General features: G+C 66.3%; 21 protein-coding genes and 1 tRNA gene. 11 read left to right on the top strand and 11 right to left on the bottom strand.

Features of this window, described 5'->3' with window-relative positions:
• Positions 1 to 132: 132 nt before the first annotated feature.
• The 8 genes from pth to CSQ99_RS22100 all read right to left on the bottom strand — a co-directional run bounded on the left by pth (position 133) and on the right by CSQ99_RS22100 (position 6,228).
• Positions 133 to 711, bottom strand: coding sequence for an aminoacyl-tRNA hydrolase (gene pth / locus CSQ99_RS22135; RefSeq protein WP_099041142.1), 579 nt, complete (start codon positions 709 to 711; stop codon positions 133 to 135).
• Between the two features lie 6 nt (positions 712 to 717).
• On the bottom strand, positions 718 to 1,401 hold the full coding sequence (locus tag CSQ99_RS22130; protein WP_099041141.1) for a 50S ribosomal protein L25/general stress protein Ctc: 684 nt from the start codon (positions 1,399 to 1,401) through the stop codon (positions 718 to 720).
• Between the two features lie 148 nt (positions 1,402 to 1,549).
• Complete coding sequence (locus tag CSQ99_RS22125; RefSeq protein WP_099041140.1) at positions 1,550 to 2,419, bottom strand: oxidoreductase; 870 nt, start codon at positions 2,417 to 2,419, stop codon at positions 1,550 to 1,552.
• An 81-nt stretch (positions 2,420 to 2,500) separates the two neighbouring features.
• Positions 2,501 to 3,175, bottom strand: a complete 675-nt coding sequence (locus CSQ99_RS22120) for an LpqN/LpqT family lipoprotein (protein ID WP_245909035.1) — start codon at positions 3,173 to 3,175, stop codon at positions 2,501 to 2,503.
• Positions 3,172 to 3,516: an arsenate reductase (glutaredoxin) gene (gene arsC, locus CSQ99_RS22115; RefSeq protein WP_099041139.1), complete on the bottom strand. Its 345-nt coding sequence runs from the start codon at positions 3,514 to 3,516 to the stop codon at positions 3,172 to 3,174. The genes CSQ99_RS22120 and arsC overlap by 4 nt, the downstream gene beginning before the upstream one ends.
• Positions 3,516 to 4,496, bottom strand: coding sequence for a ribose-phosphate diphosphokinase (locus CSQ99_RS22110; RefSeq protein WP_099041138.1), 981 nt, complete (start codon positions 4,494 to 4,496; stop codon positions 3,516 to 3,518). Before CSQ99_RS22110 ends, arsC begins: the two co-directional genes overlap by 1 nt.
• Positions 4,497 to 4,571: 75 nt before the next feature.
• Positions 4,572 to 6,047: a bifunctional UDP-N-acetylglucosamine diphosphorylase/glucosamine-1-phosphate N-acetyltransferase GlmU gene (glmU, locus tag CSQ99_RS22105; protein ID WP_099041137.1), complete on the bottom strand. Its 1,476-nt coding sequence runs from the start codon at positions 6,045 to 6,047 to the stop codon at positions 4,572 to 4,574.
• 109 nt (positions 6,048 to 6,156) lie between these two features.
• A tRNA-Gln gene (locus CSQ99_RS22100) sits at positions 6,157 to 6,228 on the bottom strand.
• 104 nt (positions 6,229 to 6,332) lie between these two features.
• Between CSQ99_RS22100 and CSQ99_RS22095 the strand changes: the two genes are divergently transcribed.
• The 10 genes from CSQ99_RS22095 (at position 6,333) to CSQ99_RS22050 (ending at position 17,183) form a co-directional block, all read left to right on the top strand.
• Entirely contained in the window at positions 6,333 to 6,938 is a 606-nt protein-coding gene (locus tag CSQ99_RS22095; protein ID WP_099041136.1) for a TetR/AcrR family transcriptional regulator, read from the top strand.
• Between the two features lie 74 nt (positions 6,939 to 7,012).
• The gene (gene mfd / locus CSQ99_RS22090) at positions 7,013 to 10,657 is read left to right on the top strand and encodes a transcription-repair coupling factor (RefSeq protein WP_099041153.1); all 3,645 of its coding nucleotides are present in this window, start codon (positions 7,013 to 7,015) and stop codon (positions 10,655 to 10,657) included.
• A gap of 245 nt (positions 10,658 to 10,902) precedes the next feature.
• Positions 10,903 to 11,352, top strand: coding sequence for a hypothetical protein (locus CSQ99_RS22085; protein ID WP_099041135.1), 450 nt, complete (start codon positions 10,903 to 10,905; stop codon positions 11,350 to 11,352).
• 154 nt (positions 11,353 to 11,506) lie between these two features.
• Positions 11,507 to 12,538, top strand: coding sequence for a nucleoside triphosphate pyrophosphohydrolase (locus CSQ99_RS22080; RefSeq protein ID WP_099041134.1), 1,032 nt, complete (start codon positions 11,507 to 11,509; stop codon positions 12,536 to 12,538).
• Positions 12,539 to 12,643: 105 nt separating this feature from the next.
• The gene (locus tag CSQ99_RS22075) at positions 12,644 to 13,375 is read left to right on the top strand and encodes a lytic transglycosylase domain-containing protein (protein WP_099041133.1); all 732 of its coding nucleotides are present in this window, start codon (positions 12,644 to 12,646) and stop codon (positions 13,373 to 13,375) included.
• A gap of 81 nt (positions 13,376 to 13,456) precedes the next feature.
• Entirely contained in the window at positions 13,457 to 14,746 is a 1,290-nt protein-coding gene (gene eno, locus CSQ99_RS22070) for a phosphopyruvate hydratase (protein ID WP_099041132.1), read from the top strand.
• 3 nt (positions 14,747 to 14,749) lie between these two features.
• The gene (locus CSQ99_RS22065) at positions 14,750 to 15,451 is read left to right on the top strand and encodes an FtsB family cell division protein (protein ID WP_099041131.1); all 702 of its coding nucleotides are present in this window, start codon (positions 14,750 to 14,752) and stop codon (positions 15,449 to 15,451) included.
• Complete coding sequence (locus CSQ99_RS22060; protein WP_099041151.1) at positions 15,444 to 15,938, top strand: DUF501 domain-containing protein; 495 nt, start codon at positions 15,444 to 15,446, stop codon at positions 15,936 to 15,938. The genes CSQ99_RS22065 and CSQ99_RS22060 overlap by 8 nt, the downstream gene beginning before the upstream one ends.
• Positions 15,935 to 16,873, top strand: coding sequence for a Ppx/GppA phosphatase family protein (locus tag CSQ99_RS22055; RefSeq protein ID WP_099041152.1), 939 nt, complete (start codon positions 15,935 to 15,937; stop codon positions 16,871 to 16,873). The genes CSQ99_RS22060 and CSQ99_RS22055 overlap by 4 nt, the downstream gene beginning before the upstream one ends.
• A 58-nt stretch (positions 16,874 to 16,931) precedes the next feature.
• Positions 16,932 to 17,183 carry a three-helix bundle dimerization domain-containing protein gene (locus CSQ99_RS22050; RefSeq protein ID WP_099041130.1) on the top strand — a complete coding sequence of 84 codons (252 nt, stop codon included), beginning with the start codon at positions 16,932 to 16,934 and terminating at the stop codon, positions 17,181 to 17,183.
• Here CSQ99_RS22050 and CSQ99_RS22045 read toward each other — a convergent pair.
• From CSQ99_RS22045 to CSQ99_RS22035, 3 genes are all read right to left on the bottom strand, one after another.
• Entirely contained in the window at positions 17,173 to 17,454 is a 282-nt protein-coding gene (locus CSQ99_RS22045; protein WP_099041150.1) for a hypothetical protein, read from the bottom strand. The genes CSQ99_RS22050 and CSQ99_RS22045 overlap by 11 nt on opposite strands.
• 104 nt (positions 17,455 to 17,558) lie before the next feature.
• Positions 17,559 to 18,344 carry an enoyl-CoA hydratase-related protein gene (locus CSQ99_RS22040; protein WP_099041129.1) on the bottom strand — a complete coding sequence of 262 codons (786 nt, stop codon included), beginning with the start codon at positions 18,342 to 18,344 and terminating at the stop codon, positions 17,559 to 17,561.
• A 25-nt stretch (positions 18,345 to 18,369) separates the two neighbouring features.
• Positions 18,370 to 19,539: an aromatic ring-hydroxylating oxygenase subunit alpha gene (locus tag CSQ99_RS22035; RefSeq protein WP_099041128.1), complete on the bottom strand. Its 1,170-nt coding sequence runs from the start codon at positions 19,537 to 19,539 to the stop codon at positions 18,370 to 18,372.
• Between the two features lie 111 nt (positions 19,540 to 19,650).
• Between CSQ99_RS22035 and gnd the strand changes: the two genes are divergently transcribed.
• Positions 19,651 to 20,664: a phosphogluconate dehydrogenase (NAD(+)-dependent, decarboxylating) gene (gnd, locus tag CSQ99_RS22030; protein ID WP_176561148.1), complete on the top strand. Its 1,014-nt coding sequence runs from the start codon at positions 19,651 to 19,653 to the stop codon at positions 20,662 to 20,664.

Here is a 20,664-nt window from a genome sequence, read left to right as displayed (position 1 = left end):
GATGACCGACCAGCGCCTGGGCATCCAACAGTTCCCGATCAGCGCGCTCCATGCCCTGCATCAACTCATCATCCCAGCTCAACGCCCATTTCATAGAAGGCACGCCGATTATTCAGCGCCCTCCTAGAGGCGTCAGCCCCAGGCGTGCACGGTGTTCTGGGCAGGCTCCAGGCCCTGTGAGACCAGCAGTTCGGTGGCGTCGGCGGCCTGCTCGCAGATCGTCGGCACGTCTTTCCACTCGGTGGAGGTGAAGGTGCCGAGCACGAACGCTGCGCCCTCCATCCGGCCGGGCGGACGACCGATCCCGATACGGACCCGCGCAAAGTCGTTGGTGCCCAGCGCAGACCCCACCGACCGCAGACCATTGTGGCCGGCGACGCCGCCGCCGGTCTTCAGCCGGATGCGCCCGAAGTCGATGTCGAGCTCATCGTGGATGACGACGATGTCCGCAGGCGCCACTGAATAGAACTTGGCCAGCGGCGCGACCTGCCGCCCGGACTCGTTCATGTAGCAACGCGGTTTGGCGAGCACCACCGATCGGCCGGCGAGTTGACCGGTGACGACTTCGGCCCCCGACTTCTTGTGCACCTTGAAGCCCGAGCCGATGCGGTCGGCCAGGATGTCGGCGACGAGGAAGCCGATATTGTGCCGGGTCGTGGCGTACTGCGGACCAGGGTTGCCGAGGCCGACCACGAGTTGGGGCTCGGCCATGCCCAGCTACTCGGATTCCGCGGCGGGTGCCTCTTCGCCGGCTTCGCCTTCGCCCTCGGCTGCTTCGCCTTCGGCGGCTTCGCCCTGGGCCTCGCCCTCGGCGGCCTCGCCGGCACCCTCGGCCTCGAGGTCTTCCTCGGTCGGGGCGGCGACAACGTTGACTACCAGCGTCTCGGGGTCCGAGATCAGGGACACGCCATCAGGCAGCGGGATTGAACTGGCGGTGAACTGCGTGCCGATTTCGGCGCCCTCGATGGACACCGTGAGGTTTTCAGGAATCGACTGCACGTCGGCCTCGATGGTGATGGTGTTCGCGTCCTGGGCGACCAGGGTGCCCGGGGCCGCGTCGCCTTCGACGAGAACGTTGACCTCGACGGTGACCTTCTCGCCGCGGCGCACGACCAGCAGGTCGGCGTGGGTGATGTTGCGGCGGATCGGATGGATCACGAGTGACTTGGTGAGCGCCAGCTGCTCCTTACCCTCGATGTCGAGGGTCAGCACCGCGTTGGTGCCTGCGTGGCGCAGCACGGCCGAGAAGGCATGGGCATCCAGCTCGAGATGCTGGGGATCGCTGCCGTGGCCGTAAAGGACCGTCGGCACCCTGCCGTTGCGGCGGGCGCGGCGTGACGCACCCTTGCCGGTTTCCGTGCGGACCGCTGCGGCGATGTTGTTCGGCGCGTTCTTTGCCATCGGGTTCAGCTCCTGTGTCGTGTGTCGAGCACGGCCAGGGCGCAACCTCTGAGATCGGTTCGCGTCGATAACGGTGGCTTGCTGGATTCCCAGCCACCCTCGCCGTGATTAGCAGCCAGAATAGTCGGAGCTGCTGCTCAACCCCAAATCAGAGCCCGAACTTGGTGTCCGTGAGCTGCTCGGACAGCTCCCACAGACCGGCGGCCTTCGCTGCATCGCGAGCCAGCGGACTGCGCAGCGGGGTGCGGCCGGTCGGTCCCCACATCGCGAACTGCGGCCCGATGAACGAATCGCCCGGGAGGTCTTTCGCCACCGCATACAGCGTCTGACGGGCGCCGAAGTCGGCGTTGGTGGCGAGCTTGTTCCCGAACGTCATCAACGTATCGCCCACCTTGCGGCCGGTGTGGCCCTGCAGGTTGGTCGCCGAGTAACCGGGGTGGGCGGCATGCGCCTTCAGTGGTGATCCCGCTGCGTTCAATCGCCGCTGCAACTCGCTGGTGAACAGGAGGTTGGCCAGCTTGGATTGTCCGTAGGCTCGCCATGGCGAATACGGGCGTGCCTTCCAGTTCAGATCGTTGAGGTTGATCTGGCCGATGAGATGCATCCCGGAGGACACCGTCACCACCCGGTCGGTGATCTTTCCCAACAGCATGTTCGTCAACGCGAAATGGCCGAGATGGTTGGTGCCGATCTGGCTCTCGAAGCCGTCGACGGTCAGCGCGTAGGGGACCGCCATGATGCCGGCGTTGTTGACCAGCACGTCGACGCTGTCGACCCCGTCGGCGAAGGTGCGCACCGACGCGAGGTCCTGCAGGTCGAGTTTGCGGACCTCGACGTCACCCGAGATGGACGCGGCGGCCTCGTCGCCCTTGGCGGTGTTGCGCACCGCGAGGATCGTCTTCGCGCCGGCCCGGGCCAGTTCCCGGGCAGTGATCAGGCCAAGTCCGCTGTTGGCTCCGGTCACGATGACGGTCCGTCCGGCGAAAGAGGGCAGGTCGGCGGCGGTCCATTGAGTCATGGCGCCCACCCTAGTGACGATTCGCCGAAATGGAATTCCAGCAGCGAACTTTCGCTGCTGGAATGCAATTTCGCGCAAGAATCAGCGAGGCGGGGGCGCCTTGGGTACCGCGACGTTGAAGCCCCTGATGATTGCCTCGATATCGGGCGCCTCCTCGGCGGCCTTGTCCGCGTAGCCCGTCACCGTGAACTGGATGAGGTACCGCTGGTTGGCCGGCGGCGCTCCGGTCGCGATGACGATGCGGTTGTAGCTGTGCATGCGGGCGCCGTTGAGGTCGTAGCTGCCCTCGATCATGGCCGAAGGGAAACCCCTGAAGTTGTCCATCGAGGCGTTGAGGCGCTTGAAGTTCTCCGACATTTCGGCGTCGACATAACCGTGCCCGATGGCCTCATCGACATCGAAGTCACCGTTGAGCTTGAACACGATCACCATTGCGGTCGGATAGGTGGTGCCCTTGGCGATCATGCGGGTGCCCGGCGACAGATTCGAGTTGACGAAGGGCTTCCAGCCTGGCGGCGTCGGATACGTCACCGTGAGGTCGGTGAGCTTGTCCGCCGGGATGGGTTCACCGACGACGCCCTTCTGCTCCAGGTACGTCGCGATGGGTACCGGCGGCTCACTGCCCGGCTCGGTGGTGGTCGTCGTCGTCGCTGGCGATGTCGACAAGATCGACTGGTAGTCAGGCGGTTCCTGCGCGCAACCCGATGCGGCGAAGACCGCCAGCGCGGCGGCTACCACGCACCGGCGAACCCTCACAGAATCTCGCGCACCGCGTCGATCGGCCGGGCCAGCCGGGTTCCCTTCGGTGTCACGACGAATGGCCGCTCGATGAGAATCGGATGTTCGGCCATGGCGTCGAGCAATTCGTCATCGCCGGCATCGGCCAGTTTCAGTTCGCCGTACAGCGATTCGCGTTTGCGCACGGCGGTGCGCACATCGATACCCGCATCTTTGATCATCTTCGCGAGTTCGGCACGGGTCGGCGGTGTCTTGAGGTACTGAATGACTGTCGGCTCGATACCGTTGTCCCGCAAAAGTTCCAGCGTCTTGCGGGAGGTGCTGCACTTCGGGTTGTGATAGATGGTTCCGTCTGGCACTACGCGGACCCGTCGAAAAGGCTGGTGACAGAACCGTTGTCGAACACGGCGCGAATGGTGTTGGCCAGTAGTGGCGCAATCGACAGCACTGTCAACTGAGGGAAGCGCTTCTCTTCGTCGATCGGCAGCGTGTTGGTGACGATGACCTCCCGTGCACCGCAGTCGGCGAGCCGCTGCGCCGCGGGATCCGAGAGCACGCCGTGGGTGGCGGCGATGATGACGTCGCTGGCACCGTCGGCGCGCAGGAGATTGACAGCGCCGGCGATGGTGCCGCCGGTGTCGATCATGTCGTCGGTGAGGATGCAGGTCTTGCCCTTCACATCGCCGACGACACGGTTGGACTTCACCTGGTTGGGCACCAGCGGGTCCCGGGTCTTGTGGATGAAGGCCAGCGGCACGCCACCTAGTGCGTCGGCCCATTTCTCGGCTACCCGCACGCGGCCAGAGTCGGGGGAGACCACGACCATGTCGTGGTCGGCGTAATTCTCGGCGATATGGCCGGTCAGCAGTTTCTGCGCCCGCATGTGGTCGACGGGACCGTCGAAGAAGCCCTGGATCTGATCGGTGTGCAGATCGACGGTCAGGATCCGGTTCGCGCCCGCCGTCTTGAGCAGGTCGGCGACCAGGCGCGCGGAGATGGGCTCGCGACCACGGTGCTTCTTGTCCTGGCGGGCGTACGGGTAGAACGGCAGGATCGCCGTGATGCGCTTGGCGCTACCCCGTTTGAGCGCATCGATCATGAGCAGCTGTTCCATCAGCCACTGGTTGAGCGGCGCGGGGTGGGACTGCAGCACGAACGCGTCGCAGCCGCGGACCGACTCGTCGAAGCGGACGAAGATCTCGCCGTTGGCGAAGTCGCGAGCAGTCTGCGCGGTCACCGGGACGTCGAGCTCTTTGGCGACCTGCTCAGCCAGTTCGGGGTGCGCGCGACCCGAGAACAGCATCAGATTTTTGCGGTTGTCGGTCCACTCGGTGCCCACGGTGCCCTCATTACTTGGGGATCGATATCGGCTCAATCGTACGGGTTGCCAGATCACCAACACCTGGCAACCGGCTCACGGCTTTGCGGGGTCGTCCGAGTCGGTTTCTTCGCCGGAGGCCCGGCGTGCGGCCCTGTCTGCTGCCGATCCGGGCCGCTTGCGCGATACCCAGCCCTCGACGTTTCGCTGGGGTCCGGCCGATACGGCCAGCGCTCCGGGGGGCACGTCCTCGCGCACCACGGTGCCCGCGCCGGTGTAGGCGCCGTCGCCGATGCTGACCGGCGCGACGAACATCGTGTCGGATCCGGTGCGCACATGGGAGCCGATCGTGGTCCGGCTCTTCGTCTCACCGTCGTAGTTGACGAACACGCTGGACGCGCCGATATTGCTGTTCTCGCCGATGTCCGCGTCACCGACATAGGTCAGGTGCGGCACCTTCGTGCCGGCCCCGATCGTGGAGTTCTTCGTCTCGACGAAGGCGCCCAGCTTGCCCTCGGCACCCAGCACTGTGCCTGGCCGCAGGTATGCGAAGGGGCCGACGGCGGCACCGCCACCGATCGCCGACTGACTGCCGTGGGTGCGGACCACCATCGCCTCGTCGCCGACGGTGACATCGGTCAGCGTGGTGTCGGGGCCGATCTGGCAGTGTCCGCCGATGCGGGTGTTGCCCAGCAGTTGCGTGCCGGGGTAGATGACGGTGTCGCGGCCGATCGTGACGTCGACGTCGATCCACGTGGTGGCCGGGTCGGTGATCGTCACCCCGGCGCGCTGGTGTGCGGCCACGATGCGACGGTTCAGTTCGGTGCCGAGCGCGGCCAGCTGCACCCGGTCGTTGACGCCGGCGACCAGCATCGCGTCGTCGATCTGTTTGGCCCGAACCACGTGGCCGTCGGAGCGGATGATGGAGATGACGTCGGTCAGGTACTGCTCCTGCTGCGCGTTGTCCGAGCGCAGGCGGCTCAGCGCCGACCGCAACGCGGTGATGTCGAACGCATAGACGCCGGCATTGACCTCGGTGATGGCCCGTTGCGATGCGGTGGCGTCGGCCTGTTCGACGATCCCGATTACCTCGCGGTCCTGGGTGCGCAAGATGCGGCCGTAGCCGGTCGGGTCAGGCAGCGTCGTCGTCACGACCGTCGCCGCCGCGGACTCTCCGCTGTGCGTGGCGATCAGGTCGGCGAGCGTTTCGGCGTCCATCAGGGGCACATCACCCGAGGTGACCACGACGGTTCCGGTGAAGTCGGGGGGCAGCGCCGTCAGGCCGCAGCCGACGGCGTGGCCGGTGCCCAGCTGCTGGTCCTGCACCGCGACGTCGATACTGCGGCCGAGGTCGCCGGCAAGCTCCTCCACCGCGGGCACCACCTGGTCGCGATCCTTGCCGACCACCACCACAAGGTGCCGAGGCGCCGCCTTGGCGACGGCGTGCAGGGCGTGCGCGAGCATGCTGCGGCCGGCGAGCGGATGCAGCACCTTCGGGGTATCGGAACGCATCCGTGTGCCTGCGCCTGCCGCCAAAACGACGATGGCCGAATCAGTGGGCCCCTGGGTCATAGGGTTTCCCTTCCCCGCGAACGTGCGTGTCTGCGGGTGACACGCCGTCTTCCTTGGCCAGTTGCGCACTTCCCCTACTTCGTGTGGGCCCACGCTGCGAGGCAAAGTGCTCCGTCGCCAGGATTCGAACCTGAACTTTCTGAACCAAAATCAGAGGTGCTGCCGATTACACCACGACGGATCGATCAACCCGTGATGTTAGTGCAAGGGCATACCCTGAAAGCCGTGGCAGTGCCCCCGAAGCCCGACAGCCCTGACAGCAATATGCGGACGCCCCGCGCCCGAATGACCGGCGCGGAGCGACGACACCAGCTCATCGCCATCGCGCGGTCGCTGTTCGCCGAGCGCGGCTACGAGGGCACCTCGATCGAGGAGATCGCGCAGCGCGCAAACGTCTCCAAACCCGTCGTCTACGAGCATTTCGGCGGCAAGGAGGGGCTTTACGCCGTGGTGGTCGACCGCGAGATGTCGGCGCTGCTGGACCGCATCACGTCATCGCTGACGAAGATGACCAACAATCGGTCCCGTCTGCGTATCGAGCGGGTGGCGCTGGCGCTGCTGACCTATGTCGACGAGCGCACCGACGGCTTCCGCATCCTCATCCGCGATTCCCCGGCGTCGATCACGTCGGGCAGCACCTACTCGACGCTGCTCAACGAGGCCGTCAACCAAGTGTCCTCGATCCTGGCCGGGGACTTCTCCCGCCGCGGGCTGGACGCCGAGATGGCGCCGCTGTATGCGCAGGCCCTGGTCGGATCGGTCTCGATGACGGCGCAATGGTGGCTCGATGTGCGGGAGCCGAAGAAGGAAGTCGTCGCCGCGCATCTGGTCAACCTGTGCTGGAACGGCCTGATGCACCTCGAGAACGACCCGCCCCTGCTCGACGAGTAGCGGTTTCGGCGTGCCGGGTACCGCTCAGCGTGACCGAGCACGCCGAAATCGCAAGTGCCTACGATGGACTCATCATGACCGCATCGGGGATCAACCATGCCCAGACCCCGATCGCCGGGGTCGTCGACCTGGCGCTGCGGGATCCGTCTCTGCAGCAGGTCGCCAGCCGTGCCGCTGAAAAGCCCCGCGACCTCGCCCTGGTCGGACCGGCCAGTGCACGGGTGTACGTCGCATGCGCGCTCGCGACCGCAGGCCCGTTGCTCGTCGTCACCGCGACCGGTCGCGAAGCCGATGACCTGACCGCCGAACTCCAGGGTGTGTTCGGCGACGCGGTCGCACTGTTCCCCTCCTGGGAGACGCTGCCGCACGAGCGGCTGTCCCCTGGCGTCGACACCATCGGCGCGCGCATGATGCTGCTGCGCAGGCTGGCGCAACCGGACGACGGACGCCTCGGCCCACCGCTGCGAGTCGTCGTGACGACGACGCGGTCGCTGCTGCAGCCGATGGCCCCCGACCTCGCCGATATCGAGCCGGTGACGTTGACCATCGGGGCTGAGGCCGAATTCGAAAGCGTCATCGCCCGGCTCGTCGACCTCGCCTACACCCGCGTCGACATGGTCGGTAAGCGCGGGGAGTTCGCCGTGCGCGGCGGCATCCTCGACGTCTTCGCGCCGACGGCCGAGCACCCGGTGCGCATCGAGTTCTGGGGTGACGAGGTTTCGGAGCTGCGGATGTTCTCCGTCGCCGACCAGCGGACCATTCCGGAAATCGACGTCGAAGCGCTCATCGCCGTCCCGTGCCGTGAAGTGCTGCTGACCGAGGACGTCCGCGATCGCGCCGCCGCCCTGGCCGCCGAGCACCCGGTGGTCGACAACTCCGTTTCCGGCAGCATCCCGGACATGCTCGCCAAGCTGTCCGAGGGCATCCCCGTCGACGGGATGGAGGCGCTGCTGCCATTGCTGCGTCCCACCGACCTCACCACGCTGACCGCACACCTGCCATCCGGCGCACCGGTGCTGATCTGCGACCCCGAGAAGGTCCGCACCCGCGCGGCCGACTTGATCAAGACCGGCCGCGAGTTCCTGGAGGCCTCATGGTCGACGGCGGCGGTCGGCGGTGACGCGCCGATCGACCTCGAGGCGATGGGCGCGTCGGGCTTCATCGGTTTGGACGACGCCCGCAGCGCGGCCCGCGACGGCGGCCACCCGTGGTGGACGCTGAGCCAGCTGCCCGACGAGTCCGCACTCGAGATCGACATCCGGCCGGCACCGTCGGCGCGTGGCCAGCAGAGCGGTGCTTCTGCTGTCACCGAGATCTTCGCGATGTTGCGCGCCCACGTCCTCACCGGTGGGCATGCCGCCGTCGTAACGCCCGGCACCGGCACCGCGCACCGCGTCGTCGAGCAACTCCGCGAATCCGACGCGGCAGCAGTCTGTTTGGAGCCGGGCGAGGATCTGCGGGACGGGATCGTCAACGTGCTCAAGGGGCCGCTGCACGACGGCGTCGTGATCCCCGGCGCCAACCTGGTGGTGATCACCGAGACGGATCTGACGGGTAACCGGGCCGCGGCCACCGAGGGCAAGCGATTGGCCGCCAAGCGGCGCAACGTGGTCGATCCGCTGGCACTGGCCGCCGGCGATCTGGTGGTGCACGACCAGCACGGCATCGGCCGGTTCGTCGAGATGACCGAACGGGTCGTCGGCGGTGCCCGCCGCGAGTACCTGGTGCTGGAGTACGCCTCCTCGAAAAGGGGCGGCGGGTCGGACCGGCTGTACGTCCCGATGGATTCGCTGGATCAGTTGTCGCGCTACGTCGGCGGCGAGTCACCGACCTTGAGCAAGCTCGGCGGCAGCGACTGGACGAACACCAAGACGAAGGCCCGCCGGGCGGTGCGTGAGATCGCCGCCGAGCTGGTCTCGCTGTACGCCAAGCGGCAGGCCTCGGCCGGTCACGCGTTCGCCCCCGACTCCCCGTGGCAGGCCGAGATGGAGGATGCGTTCGGGTTCACCGAGACGATCGACCAGCTCACGGCCATCACCGAGGTCAAAAGCGATATGGAGAAGCCCGTTCCGATGGACCGGGTGATCTGTGGCGACGTCGGATACGGCAAGACCGAGATCGCGGTGCGCGCGGCGTTCAAGGCGGTGCAGGACGGCAAGCAGGTCGCTGTCCTCGTGCCCACGACGCTGCTGGCCGATCAGCATCTACAGACCTTCACCCAGCGGATGGCGGGGTTTCCCGTCACCGTGAAGGGCCTGTCCCGGTTCACCGACCCCGCCCAGTCGCGCGGGGTGCTCGAGGGCATGAAGGACGGCTCGGTCGACATCGTCATCGGTACCCACCGACTGCTGCAGACCGGCGTGACATGGAAGGACCTCGGCCTGGTCGTGGTCGACGAGGAGCAGCGATTCGGCGTCGAGCACAAGGAGCACATCAAGTCGATGCGCACCCACGTCGACGTGCTGACCATGAGCGCCACGCCGATTCCCCGCACGCTGGAGATGAGCCTGGCGGGTATCCGGGAGATGTCGACGATCCTCACCCCGCCCGAGGAGCGCTACCCGGTGCTGACCTACGTCGGCCCCCACGACGACAAGCAGGTAGCCGCGGCACTGCGGCGCGAGATGCTGCGTGACGGGCAGGCCTTCTACATCCACAACCGGGTGCGGTCGATAGACCAGGCCGCCACCCGGGTGAGCGCGCTCGTCCCCGAGGCCCGCGTCGCCGTCGCGCACGGGCAGATGCCCGAAGAACAGCTGGAACGCACGGTCGAGGGTTTCTGGAACCGCGAATTCGACATTCTGGTGTGCACCACCATCGTCGAAACGGGCCTCGACATCTCCAACGCCAACACGCTGATCGTGGAGCGCGCCGACACCTTCGGGTTGTCGCAACTGCATCAGCTGCGTGGCCGGGTGGGCCGCAGCCGCGAACGTGGCTACGCGTATTTCCTGTATCCGCCGGAGGTTCCGCTCACCGAGACCGCATATGACCGGCTGGCGACCATCGCGCAGAACAACGAGCTCGGCGCCGGGATGGCGGTGGCGCTGAAAGACCTCGAGATTCGCGGTGCCGGAAACGTTCTCGGTGCCGAGCAGTCCGGCCACGTCGCCGGCGTCGGCTTCGACCTGTATGTGCGCCTTGTCGGCGAAGCCGTCGAGGCCTATCGCGCCGCGGCCGACGGGAAAACGGTTCTGGCGCCTGAGGAACCGAAGGATGTGCGGATCGACCTGCCGGTCGACGCGCATCTGCCGCCGGACTACATCGGCAGCGACCGGTTGCGACTGGAGGCCTATCGCAGATTGGCTGCGGTTTCTGACGATGCCGCGGTCGATGCGGTGATCGACGAGCTCGTCGACCGGTACGGCCCGCTGCCCGAGCCCGCCAGGCGGCTGGTTGCGGTGGCACGGCTGCGATTGCTGTGCAAGCACTACGGGGTGACCGAGATGAGCACGGTGTCGGAGGCGACGCTGAAACTGTCGCCGTTGACGTTGGTCGATTCACAGCAGCTGCGTCTGAAGCGGTTGTATCCGAGCGCGGCCTATCGCGCGACGACGTCGACGGTGCAGGTGCCGATTCCCCGCGCGGGCGACGGTGTGGCGGCGCCGCGCATCCGTGATCTTGAACTCGTGCAGATGGTCGCCGACCTGCTGACGGCCCTGGACGGCAAGCCGAAGGGCAGCGTCAACATAATTTCTGATCGCGATTCGACGGTCTAAAACGCCTGCTCGCCACGGCGTTTTGTGGCTGCACACCCGCTTTGGCTCGGTCAGCACTGTTAACGCACCGAGGTGCGGATCCGACATACCCGTCGGGGGGTCAAGGTGTTGCGTTGTCGTCCATACCGCGGGCGGCGATCGTCTACCAGGCGGTTAAGCAATTCCCTAAACCGAAATCACGCGATGACCACAACCACCGGACTTTTCGGTGCGTGTCGCGGTGACGCAAGGCGAAGGAGTTGAACATGAATTTCAAGAAATTGGCAGTAACCACGACGATGACCGGTGCACTGGGACTCAGCGCGCTCGGCTTGGGCGCAGGCCTCGCGCATGCTGCGCCGAAACCGCCTCCGATTCCCGTCCCGGGCATTCCTAACGTGCCGGATGTGAACGTGCCTGCGGTGAATGTTCCTGATGTGAACGTGCCTGCGGTGAATGTTCCTGATGTGAACGTGCCTGCGGTGAATGTTCCTGATGTGAACGTGCCTGCGGTGAATGTTCCTGATGTGAACGTGCCTGCGGTCAACGTTCCCGACGTGAATCTGCCGAGTGTTAACTTCCCTGAGGTGGACAACTACTTCAGGGTGCCGGTCGGACACATTCCGCCAGGGCAGTTGAAGAAACTGCCGACGGTCAACGGGATCGTCAACCCGTTCTTCGATGAGGCGCCGGGTCACTGGGTGATCCCGGCCTGAGCCCAGAGATAGCTCACGATGGCCGCCCTGCCTTCAGGCAGGGCGGCCATCGCCGCGTCACGGCCCTGCCGGTTCTCACCAGGCGAGTCGAGTCTGACAATGTTTGTATGACCGAGATCAGCGATCTCATCAACGAGTGAGGGGGTGGAGCCCGGTGACCGTCGTTTTGGTCGACCCACGGCGCCCTTCGCTGGTGCCTGTCGAAGCGATCGACCTGCTGGCCGGAGACGTGCAGTACACCGAAGAGATGCCGGTCAGGGTGCCGTGGTCACTGCCTGCGGCCAGGCCGTGCTCGTACGACGCGTCGGAAGAAGAAGCCGCGCCGGTGCTGCTGTCGTCAGATCCCCACCACCCAGCGGTCAAGGCGCGCCTGGCGGCCGGGGACACGCTCATCAAGGCGCCGGGCGCCTCGGCGGGTGAGCGGCTCCTCGACGCCGTGGCGATGATGGACAAGTTGCGCACGGCAGGCCCGTGGGAGAGTCAGCAGACCCACGATTCGCTGCGCCGCTACCTGCTGGAGGAGACGTATGAGGTCTTCGATGCGGTGCGCAGCGGCAACGCCGACGATTTGCGTGACGAACTCGGAGACGTGTTGTTGCAGGTGCTTTTTCACGCGCGCATCGCCGAGGACGCCCCAGAACGCCCGTTCTCCATCGACGACGTCGCGGATTCGCTGATCCGAAAACTGGTGAACCGCGTGCCCGCGGTGCTGGCCGGCGAAGAGATCTCGCTGGAAGATCAGCTCGCACAATGGGAAGAGCGCAAGGCCATAGAGCGTTCGAACAAGGGTGTGCGCTCTGTCATGGACGATGTGCCGACCGGGCAGCCAGCATTGGCGTTGGCGCAGAAGGTGATTGAACGGGTCACCGGGGCAGGCATGCCCACCGACCTGATCCCGGGGTCCCTGACATCGGTCAGCGTTGCCGCCCATGTCGACAGCGAGAACGCGTTGCGTTCGTCGGTTCTGGAATTCATGGACACCGTGCGCACTGCCGAGCTCGCCGTCGCCGCGGCCCGACGCGGATCGGATGTGCCGGAGGAACTCGACGCGGCGGCACTTGGCGATATCTCGGAGGACGAGTGGCGAGCGCATTGGCCTGCGCCCGCCGAGGCTTCTGGCGAGGTCTCTAGTGGCGGGAACGGCGAGGATCTGGAAGATCAAGAGGTGGTCGTCGAATCCCGATGATCCCGGTTAACTGAGATTCGGCGGAGCAGAGGTCGGCCGCGCCTTCCCACCGTGCCCTGAGCGCGTGGGACGATGGCATGACCGAGGTTGGTTCGAGGGAGTTTGGTGTCGCGCGTGCGTTGGCTGCGAGCGGTCGCGGTAGTGGGAGCGACGGCGCTGCTCATGGCTTCTAGCTGCTCATGGCAGGTGGGCACCCCTATTCCGGAGGGTGTGCCACCTCCAGCAGGCGACCCTGTGCCCAAAATCGACACGTACGCCGACGGTCGCCCCGCCGATCAGCTGCGCCAATGGGCGGCTGAGCGCGCCCCTGAGCTGGGGATCCCCATCGCGGCCCTGGAGGCCTACGCGTACGCGGCTCGGGTGGCCGAGGTGGAGAACCCCGACTGCCATCTGGAGTGGACGACGCTCGCGGGTATCGGCGAGGTAGAGAGCCATCACGGCACGTTCCGGGGCGCGACGATCGGCGAGAACGGCGACGTCAACCCGCCGATCCGGGGTGTCCGTCTGGACGGTACCAACGGAAACCTGGAGATCTTCGACAGCGAGGGCGTCAGCCACGACGAAGAGTCGGTCCACGCCCGCGCGATGGGCCCGATGCAATTCATCCCCGACACCTGGAAGTTGTACGGCGTGGACGCCAACAACGACGGCGTCATCAGCCCGGACAACTTCGACGATGCGGCACTGTCAGCGGCGGGCTACCTGTGCTGGCGGGGCAAGGACCTGGCCACCCCGCGGGGGTGGATGGATGCCCTGCGCGCGTACAACCATTCCGACCAGTACGCGCGTACCGTGCGCGACTGGGCGACGGCGTACGCCGACGGACACCCCCTCTGAACACGCCACACAGCGGCGCAACCTCTAGGCTCAAACCCGGCAGGATCCTTTCACCGTTCATCCACTACCACGGAGGCGCAAGTGCCCATCATCGAGCAGGTCGGAGCCCGCGAGATCCTCGATTCCCGTGGCAACCCGACCGTCGAGGTCGAGGTGGCCCTGCTGGACGGCACGTTCGCCAGGGCTGCGGTGCCCTCGGGCGCATCCACCGGTGAACACGAGGCGGTCGAGCTGCGCGACGGCGGTCCACGCTACGGCGGTAAGGGCGTCACCAAGGCCGTGGAAGCCGTACTCGACGAGATCGCACCCGCCGTCATCGGGTTGAGCGCCGACGACCAGCGGCTCGTCGACCAGGCGCTGCTGGATCTCGACGGCACCCCAGACAAATCCCGCCTCGGCGCCAACGCCATCCTCGGCGTATCGCTGGCCGTGTCGAAGGCTGCAGCGGAGTCCGCGGGGCTGCCGTTGTTCCGGTATCTCGGCGGCCCCAACGCGCACATCCTTCCGGTGCCGATGATGAACATCCTCAACGGCGGCGCCCACGCCGACACCGGCGTCGACGTCCAGGAGTTCATGGTCGCCCCGATCGGTGCCCCCAGTTTCAAGGAGGCGCTGCGGTGGGGCACCGAGGTGTACCACTCGCTGAAGTCAGTGCTCAAGAAGCAGGGCCTGTCCACCGGGCTCGGCGACGAGGGCGGATTCGCTCCTGACGTCGCAGGCACCAAGGCCGCGCTGGATCTGATCCTGACGGCCATCGAGGGCGCCGGCTACAAGGCCGGATCCGACGTGGCGCTGGCCCTCGACGTTGCGGCAACCGAATTCTTCACCGACGGAACGGGTTACCAGTTCGAGAAAGAGACCCGAACCGACATGCAGATGATCGAGTTCTATGCCGGGCTCATCGATTCCTATCCGCTGGTGTCGATCGAGGATCCGCTGTCGGAGGACGACTGGGAAGGCTGGGTGGCACTCACCGCAGCGATCGGTGACCGCGTCCAGATTGTCGGCGACGACCTGTTCGTCACCAATCCCGAGCGTCTCGAGGACGGTATCGAAAGGGGCGCGGCCAACGCACTTCTGGTGAAGGTCAACCAGATCGGCACGCTCACCGAGACGTTGGATGCGGTGGCGCTGGCCCACTACAGCGGCTATCGCACGATGATGAGCCACCGAAGCGGCGAGACTGAGGACACCACGATCGCCGACCTCGCCGTCGCGGTCGGCAGCGGCCAGATCAAGACCGGCGCACCGGCCCGCAGCGAGCGTGTGGCCAAGTACAACCAGTTGTTGCGCATCGAGGAGACGCTCGGCGATGCCGCCCGGTATGCGGGCGACCTGGCATTCCCGCGCTATTCGGTGGAGACCAAATAGCCCGTGCCCGAAGCGAAGCGGCCCGATCCGAAGCGCCGATCCCCGACTTCTCGACCAGGAAAGCCGGGCAAGTCGGAGGCGTCCCGAGGCCGTCCGCGTGGCGCATCGCCCGCACGGCGCGAGCCCCGCGCGACCGAGCCGCGCCCCGCGGCGACGCCCGAGGCCGATGCTCAACCTTCTGAGCCGGAGGGTGCCGGCGATGCGATCCGGAGATCGATTGCGGAGGCCGCAGAACAGCAGTCCGAACAACGGTTCGGGTCCGCGGCGCGACGGGCGGCGATCCTGGCCGCGGTCGTATGTGTGCTGACGTTGACGATCGCCGGACCCGTGCGCACCTACTTCGGGCAGCGCACCGAGATGAAACAGCTCAAGGCGACCGAGGAACAACTGCGCACGCAGATCGCCGAGCTCGAGCAGCAGAAGATCAAGCTGGCCGACCCGGTTTTCGTCGCCGCCCAGGCGCGTGAACGTCTCGGATTCGTGATGCCCGGCGAAATTCCGTATCAGGTGCAGCTGCCTCCCGGCAGCGCGGCGCCGGCGACGCCCGGTGTCGAAACGGCCACCGCCAACCCCGACCAGCCCTGGTACACCGCACTGTGGGGCACCATCGCCGATAAGCCGTACGGAGTTGCGCCCGCACCGGCACCCGGGCCGGTGGTCCCTCCCGCGCCCGCTCCGAACAATGCGCCCGCTCCCGGTGGTTGAGCCGGCGGATCTGGAGGCGGTCGCCAAGCAACTGGGTCGCGAACCTCGCGGTGTTCTGGAGATCGTGTACCGATGCCCCGACGGTGATCCTGGCGTCGTCAAGACGGCGCCGAAGCTGCCTGACGGCACGCCGTTTCCGACGTTGTACTACCTGACGCACCCTGCGCTGACCGCCGCCGCCAGCCGGCTCGAGTCCTCCGGTTTGATGCGGGATATGACCGAGCGCCTCCAGAACGATCCGGAGCTCGCCGTCGCGTATCGCCGGGCGCACGAGTCCTACCTGGCCGAGCGTGACGCGATAGAGTCTTTGGGCACAACGTTTTCCGGTGGTGGGATGCCCGATCGGGTGAAATGCCTGCACGTGGTGATGGCGCATTCGCTGGCCAAGGGTCCCGGGGTGAACCCATTCGGCGATGAAGCGCTGGCGATACTGGCCGCCGAACCGGCGATGGCGGGAATTCTGGAACGGGAGACGTGGAGCGCATGAATAGGGTTGGCGCCATCGACTGCGGCACGAACTCGATTCGGCTGCTGATCGCCGACATCGAAGACGGCAAGGTCTCAGATGTGCAGCGCGAGATGCGGATCGTCCGGCTCGGCCAGGGGGTCGACGCGACCGGTCAATTCGCCCCCGACGCACTGGCTCGCACCCGGACGGCGCTGACCGATTACGCCGAGATGTTGCGCAGACATGAGGTGTCGACGGTGCGCATGGTCGCCACCTCCGCGACGCGCGACGCCTCCAACCGCGACGTCTTCTTCGCAATGACCGCCGAGGTTCTGGGTGCGGTGGTCCCCGGAGCGGTTGCCGAGGTGATCACCGGGACTGAGGAAGCCGAACTGTCCTTCCGCGGGGCGATCAACGAATTAGACACGGCTACCGGCCCTTTCGTTGTGGTCGATCTCGGCGGCGGGTCGACCGAAGTGGTCCTGGGGGTGCGCGACGTGGAGGCCAGCTTCTCCGCCGACATCGGGTGTGTGCGGCTCACGGAGCGCTGCCTGCACTCCGACCCGCCGGCCGCGGAAGAGGTCGCCGCGGCACGGGAGGTCGTCCGTGACGGGCTGGACCAGGCGTTCAGCGTGGTACCCGTCGAACGCGCCCGCACCTGGGTTGGCGTGGCGGGCACCATGACGACGGTGTCAGCGCTGGCGCACAAGATGACGACTTACGACCCCGAGGCAATTCACCTGTCCCGGTGCGCTTTCGGAGATCTGCTGCCTGTTTGCGATGGGCTGATTGCGATGACGCGGGCGCAACGTGCTGCCCTGGGGCCGATGCACGAGGGCCGGGTCGACGTCATCGGCGGCGGAGCGATCATCGTTGAGGAACTCGCGAATGCGCTTGGCCGCCGGGCGGGCATCGACGAACTGGTGGTCAGTGAGCACGACATACTCGACGGCATCGCGCTGTCGATCGTCTAGCCCGCGAGCGATAAGCCGAGATGTGAATCTATCGCGCCGATTGTGCGTTCCACGGTGTGTGAACGAATCATCAGAGGTGAGCGAACGGCGGCGCATCGCCGAGGTGGTGCAGCGCCTCATCAACCGGAACCCCACCCTCGACCCGGTGACGGTCGTGCGAGTGGTCCGTGAGATGCACCGCCGCTATGACGGTCGGCCGGTACGTGAGTACATCCCGCTGTTCGTCGAACGCAATGCGGTCGCCGAGCTCAATCGGCTGTCGGCAAGGCTGGATACTCGGACGGCGGCGCCGCTGGGCGCTACTGGTTAGCCCACAGCGCGGTGAACCGGCGGTCCAGCGCGGCGATCATGCGGTCCAGATCGCGGCATTCGACTTCATTGGCGCGGATATCGCGGCGTAGCTGGCTGATGGCCACCGCATCCGTCCTGGTGGACAGCCCATTCAACTTCCTGGTCTGTCTGACGAGCTCCGCGGCGATCAGAACCCGCTGATCCGCCAGCGCGCCGCGGAAGTACGCCGCCTGTAGCGAATCGGACGCCTCTTTCTCGGCGTAGTCGAAAGGCACGGTCGGAGTTGCCACGCCAGAACCGTAACCGAGGTGAGGGCCGGAGGCATCCCTACCGGACAGATCAGTGACCGACGTCGCGGTCATCAATTCGGGGCCGGGAGTTGCTGACAATTTCCCTATCGTGACGGTGCGAGGTCCGGGTGGTCGCGCTCGTTGAACCGTCGCAGCCCCTCGGCAGTCTCCGATGCGTAGATGGATCGGGCGAAGCACTCCGCCTCGATGCGCAGACCGTCCTCAAGGGATCTGCCCGCTCCGGTGCGGGCGGCCTCCAGGTCGGTGCGCAGTGCGGGCTGGGGCAGCGCGGCGATGGTGTCGGCCAGTTCGAGCGCGCGCTGCAGGCAGGTGCCACTCGGCACCACCTGGTTGACGAGGCCGATACGTTCGGCCTCGTGGGCGTCGATGACCCGCCCGGTGATGATGAGGTCGACGGCGCGGCGATAACCAAGGATGCGGGTGAGGCGCTGGGTGCCGCCGTCGGCCAATCCGATATTCCAGCGGCGGCACGTGACGCCGAAGGTGGCGTGTTCGTCGGCGACCGCCAGGTCGGTCCAGCAGGCCCACTCCAGCCCGCCGGCGTAGGCGAGGCCGTTGACCGCCGCGATGGTGGGCTTGTAGATGTCGGTCCAGCGCGACGGGCCGAGGACGCCGTCGTCGGGGCTTGCGTCGATCGCAAGTTCGCCTGCCTGCGCGGCCTTGAGGTCGCCGCCGGCGCAGAACGCCGTGTTGCCCGCGCCGGTCAGTACGCCGACGAGTGCATCATCGTCGTTACGGAAGCGGTCCCACGCGTCGACCAGCTCTTGATGAGTCTGCGGGCCAATGGCATTCATGCGTTCCGGCCGGTTGATGGTGATGACGGTGACCCGTCCGCGCTGTTCGTAGAGCAGGTGCTCGTAGTCGGTCACGGAGCCGCCCCGGCGGCGACATCGGTCATCGGGCCAACCGGTCGTCGAGGGTTTCGTGGAAGTGGCCGATCGCGCTTTCATGCGTGCCGAACTCGACGAAGGTATTGGCTCCGGCATGAAGGCCGCGCTGGACGCCCTCGGACATGTCGTTGTCTTCGATCCCGCCTTCGTTCAGCAGATCTCGCGCCCCCTGGATGGTCTCGGGATCGGCCGAAGCGCGCTGGACCACCGCCGGGGTGACCATGGCGTAGATCGTGACGGTGGTGTGGTCGATGTCGATCGGGTCGATAGTGATCACCAGCACCTGGTTCGGGAACGTCGCGACCATGACGTTGGGGAACAGGTGGTACACGTATGTCACCCGGTGGCCGACGTCCCACGTCGATTCCGGGCGGTCGCGCAGGCGTTCGATGTTCTTGTAGGGAAACGTGATTCGGGTATTCGACCCGAAAGGTTCGACGACGTTGAGGTCGTCGTACTGAATGGGGTAGAAGGTGTCCTTGTGCGTGGTGCGGATGTGGTAGCCCTCCAGGAACTGCTCGACAAGCACCTTCCAGTTCATCGCGCGCCGCGCTGGTCGCACGGCGACCAGGCGCGTCGCGGGCAGCAGCTTGTCGCGCCACGGGCTCCCATCGGCCAGGGCGGTCAGTGCGGATTCGGCGTGTGGGCCCGGTGTCCCCAGCGGACCGATGATGATCAACCCGTCGACTTCGCGGCTGTCGACCTCAACCAGTCCGCGTGCGGGCATGTCCAGATCGGGGAACGCATCGGCGTGCGGGACATGCGACAGCGTCCCGTCGAGACGGTAGGTCCAGCCGTGATAGCGGCACACCAACGCCTGCGTACATCCCGGCCCTTCGACCAGTGACATCCCGCGGTGTCGGCAGGCGTTGCGGAATACCCGCGCCCTGCCGTCACGGCCGCGCACCGCGAACAGTGGCACGCCGAAGCTGACCCGTTCGACGTGGTCACCCGGATTGGGCAGCGCGGCGGACGGCAGGTACACGCTCCGATACGAGCGCAGCACCTCGAGTTCATCAGCGAATCGGGTTGGGTCCAAATAATTTCCGACGGGTTCGGCCCAGGCGGCGCCTTCGTCGGTGGTACCGGCGTCGATATGCGCCAGGATGCGGCGCGCGATGTCCCGATCACTCAAGAGATCGTGAGCTACCGACGCCCGTGTCGGAGTGGCCATGCTACGGAAGTATCACATCTATAGTGCTACGTGTCAATGAAATCGTGAGATAGCGATAGCATCGTGTTCGGGACCACGACGACGAGGAGAGACATGGCAACGGATTCGCCAATGCAACTGGGAATGGTCGGACTCGGCCGCATGGGTGCCAACCTGGTGCGACGGCTCATGCGTGACGGGCACCGCTGCGTGGTCTACGACATGAACGCCGATGCGGTCTCCGGGCTTGCCGGCGAGGGCGCAACGGGCGCGGATTCCCTGAGCGATTTCGTCCAGAAACTCGAGAAGCCGCGTGCGGTGTGGCTGATGCTTCCCGCGGCAGTGGTGGACTCCACGCTGGAGCAGCTGGTCGACCTGCTCGAACCCGGCGACGCGGTGATCGACGGCGGCAACTCCTACTACCGCGACGACATCACCCGCGCCAAGAGCCTGCTGACGAAGAACATCCACTACGTCGACTGCGGAACCAGCGGCGGGGTGTGGGGGCTCGAGCGCGGCTACAGCCTGATGATCGGCGGCGAAAAAGAGGTCGTCTCGCGGCTGGATCCGATCTTCAAGACGATCGCGCCGGGGGAGGGCTGCGCCGAGGCCACCCCGGGTCGCACCCGCACCGACGGCACCGCCCAGAACGGCTATTTGCACTGCGGACCAAGCGGCGCAGGGCATTTCGTGAAGATGGTGCACAACGGTGTCGAGTACGGGATGATGGCCGCCATTGCCGAGGGCCTGAGCATCATCAAGCACGCCGATGCAGGCAAGGTCAACCGAACGGTCGACGCGGAGACCACACCACTGCGCGACGCGTGGGCCTATCAGTACACGATCGACGTGGGCGAGGTCGCGGAGGTCTGGCGGCGCGGATCGGTGGTCGGCTCGTGGCTGGTCGATCTCACCGCCGACGCGCTGGCTCGATCGCCCGAGCTCGATGACTTCACCGGCCGGGTGTCGGATTCCGGGGAGGGCCGCTGGACGGTGCTGGCCGCCGTGGACGAGGGAGTTCCCGCGCCGGTCATCACCACGTCGCTCTTCGAGCGGTTCTCCTCGAGAGAGCTCGGCGAGTACACCGACAAACTCTTGTCGGCGATGCGCAGCGAGTTCGGCGGCCACGCCGAAAAGAAGGCTTAG

This window comes from Mycobacterium neglectum, assembly GCF_002591975.1.
Taxonomy (GTDB): domain Bacteria; phylum Actinomycetota; class Actinomycetes; order Mycobacteriales; family Mycobacteriaceae; genus Mycobacterium; species Mycobacterium neglectum.
The sequence above is the reverse complement of the archived record's forward strand: the minus strand, read 5'-3'. Positions and strand labels throughout refer to the sequence as shown.

Bases quoted from the DNA above. Each gene is read 5' to 3' on its own strand.
- CSQ99_RS22095 (WP_099041136.1), top strand. From the start codon at position 6,333: ATGACCGGCGCGGAGCGACGACACCAGCTCATCGCCATCGCGCGGTCG.
- CSQ99_RS22085 (WP_099041135.1), top strand. From the start codon at position 10,903: ATGAATTTCAAGAAATTGGCAGTAACCACGACGATGACCGGTGCACTG.
- pth (WP_099041142.1), bottom strand. From the start codon at position 711: ATGGCCGAGCCCCAACTCGTGGTCGGCCTCGGCAACCCTGGTCCGCAG.
- gnd (WP_176561148.1), top strand. From the start codon at position 19,651: ATGCAACTGGGAATGGTCGGACTCGGCCGCATGGGTGCCAACCTGGTG.
- mfd (WP_099041153.1), top strand. From the start codon at position 7,013: ATGACCGCATCGGGGATCAACCATGCCCAGACCCCGATCGCCGGGGTC.
- CSQ99_RS22055 (WP_099041152.1), top strand. From the start codon at position 15,935: ATGAATAGGGTTGGCGCCATCGACTGCGGCACGAACTCGATTCGGCTG.
- CSQ99_RS22035 (WP_099041128.1), bottom strand. From the start codon at position 19,539: ATGGCCACTCCGACACGGGCGTCGGTAGCTCACGATCTCTTGAGTGAT.
- CSQ99_RS22130 (WP_099041141.1), bottom strand. From the start codon at position 1,401: ATGGCAAAGAACGCGCCGAACAACATCGCCGCAGCGGTCCGCACGGAA.
- glmU (WP_099041137.1), bottom strand. From the start codon at position 6,047: ATGACCCAGGGGCCCACTGATTCGGCCATCGTCGTTTTGGCGGCAGGC.
- CSQ99_RS22125 (WP_099041140.1), bottom strand. From the start codon at position 2,419: ATGACTCAATGGACCGCCGCCGACCTGCCCTCTTTCGCCGGACGGACC.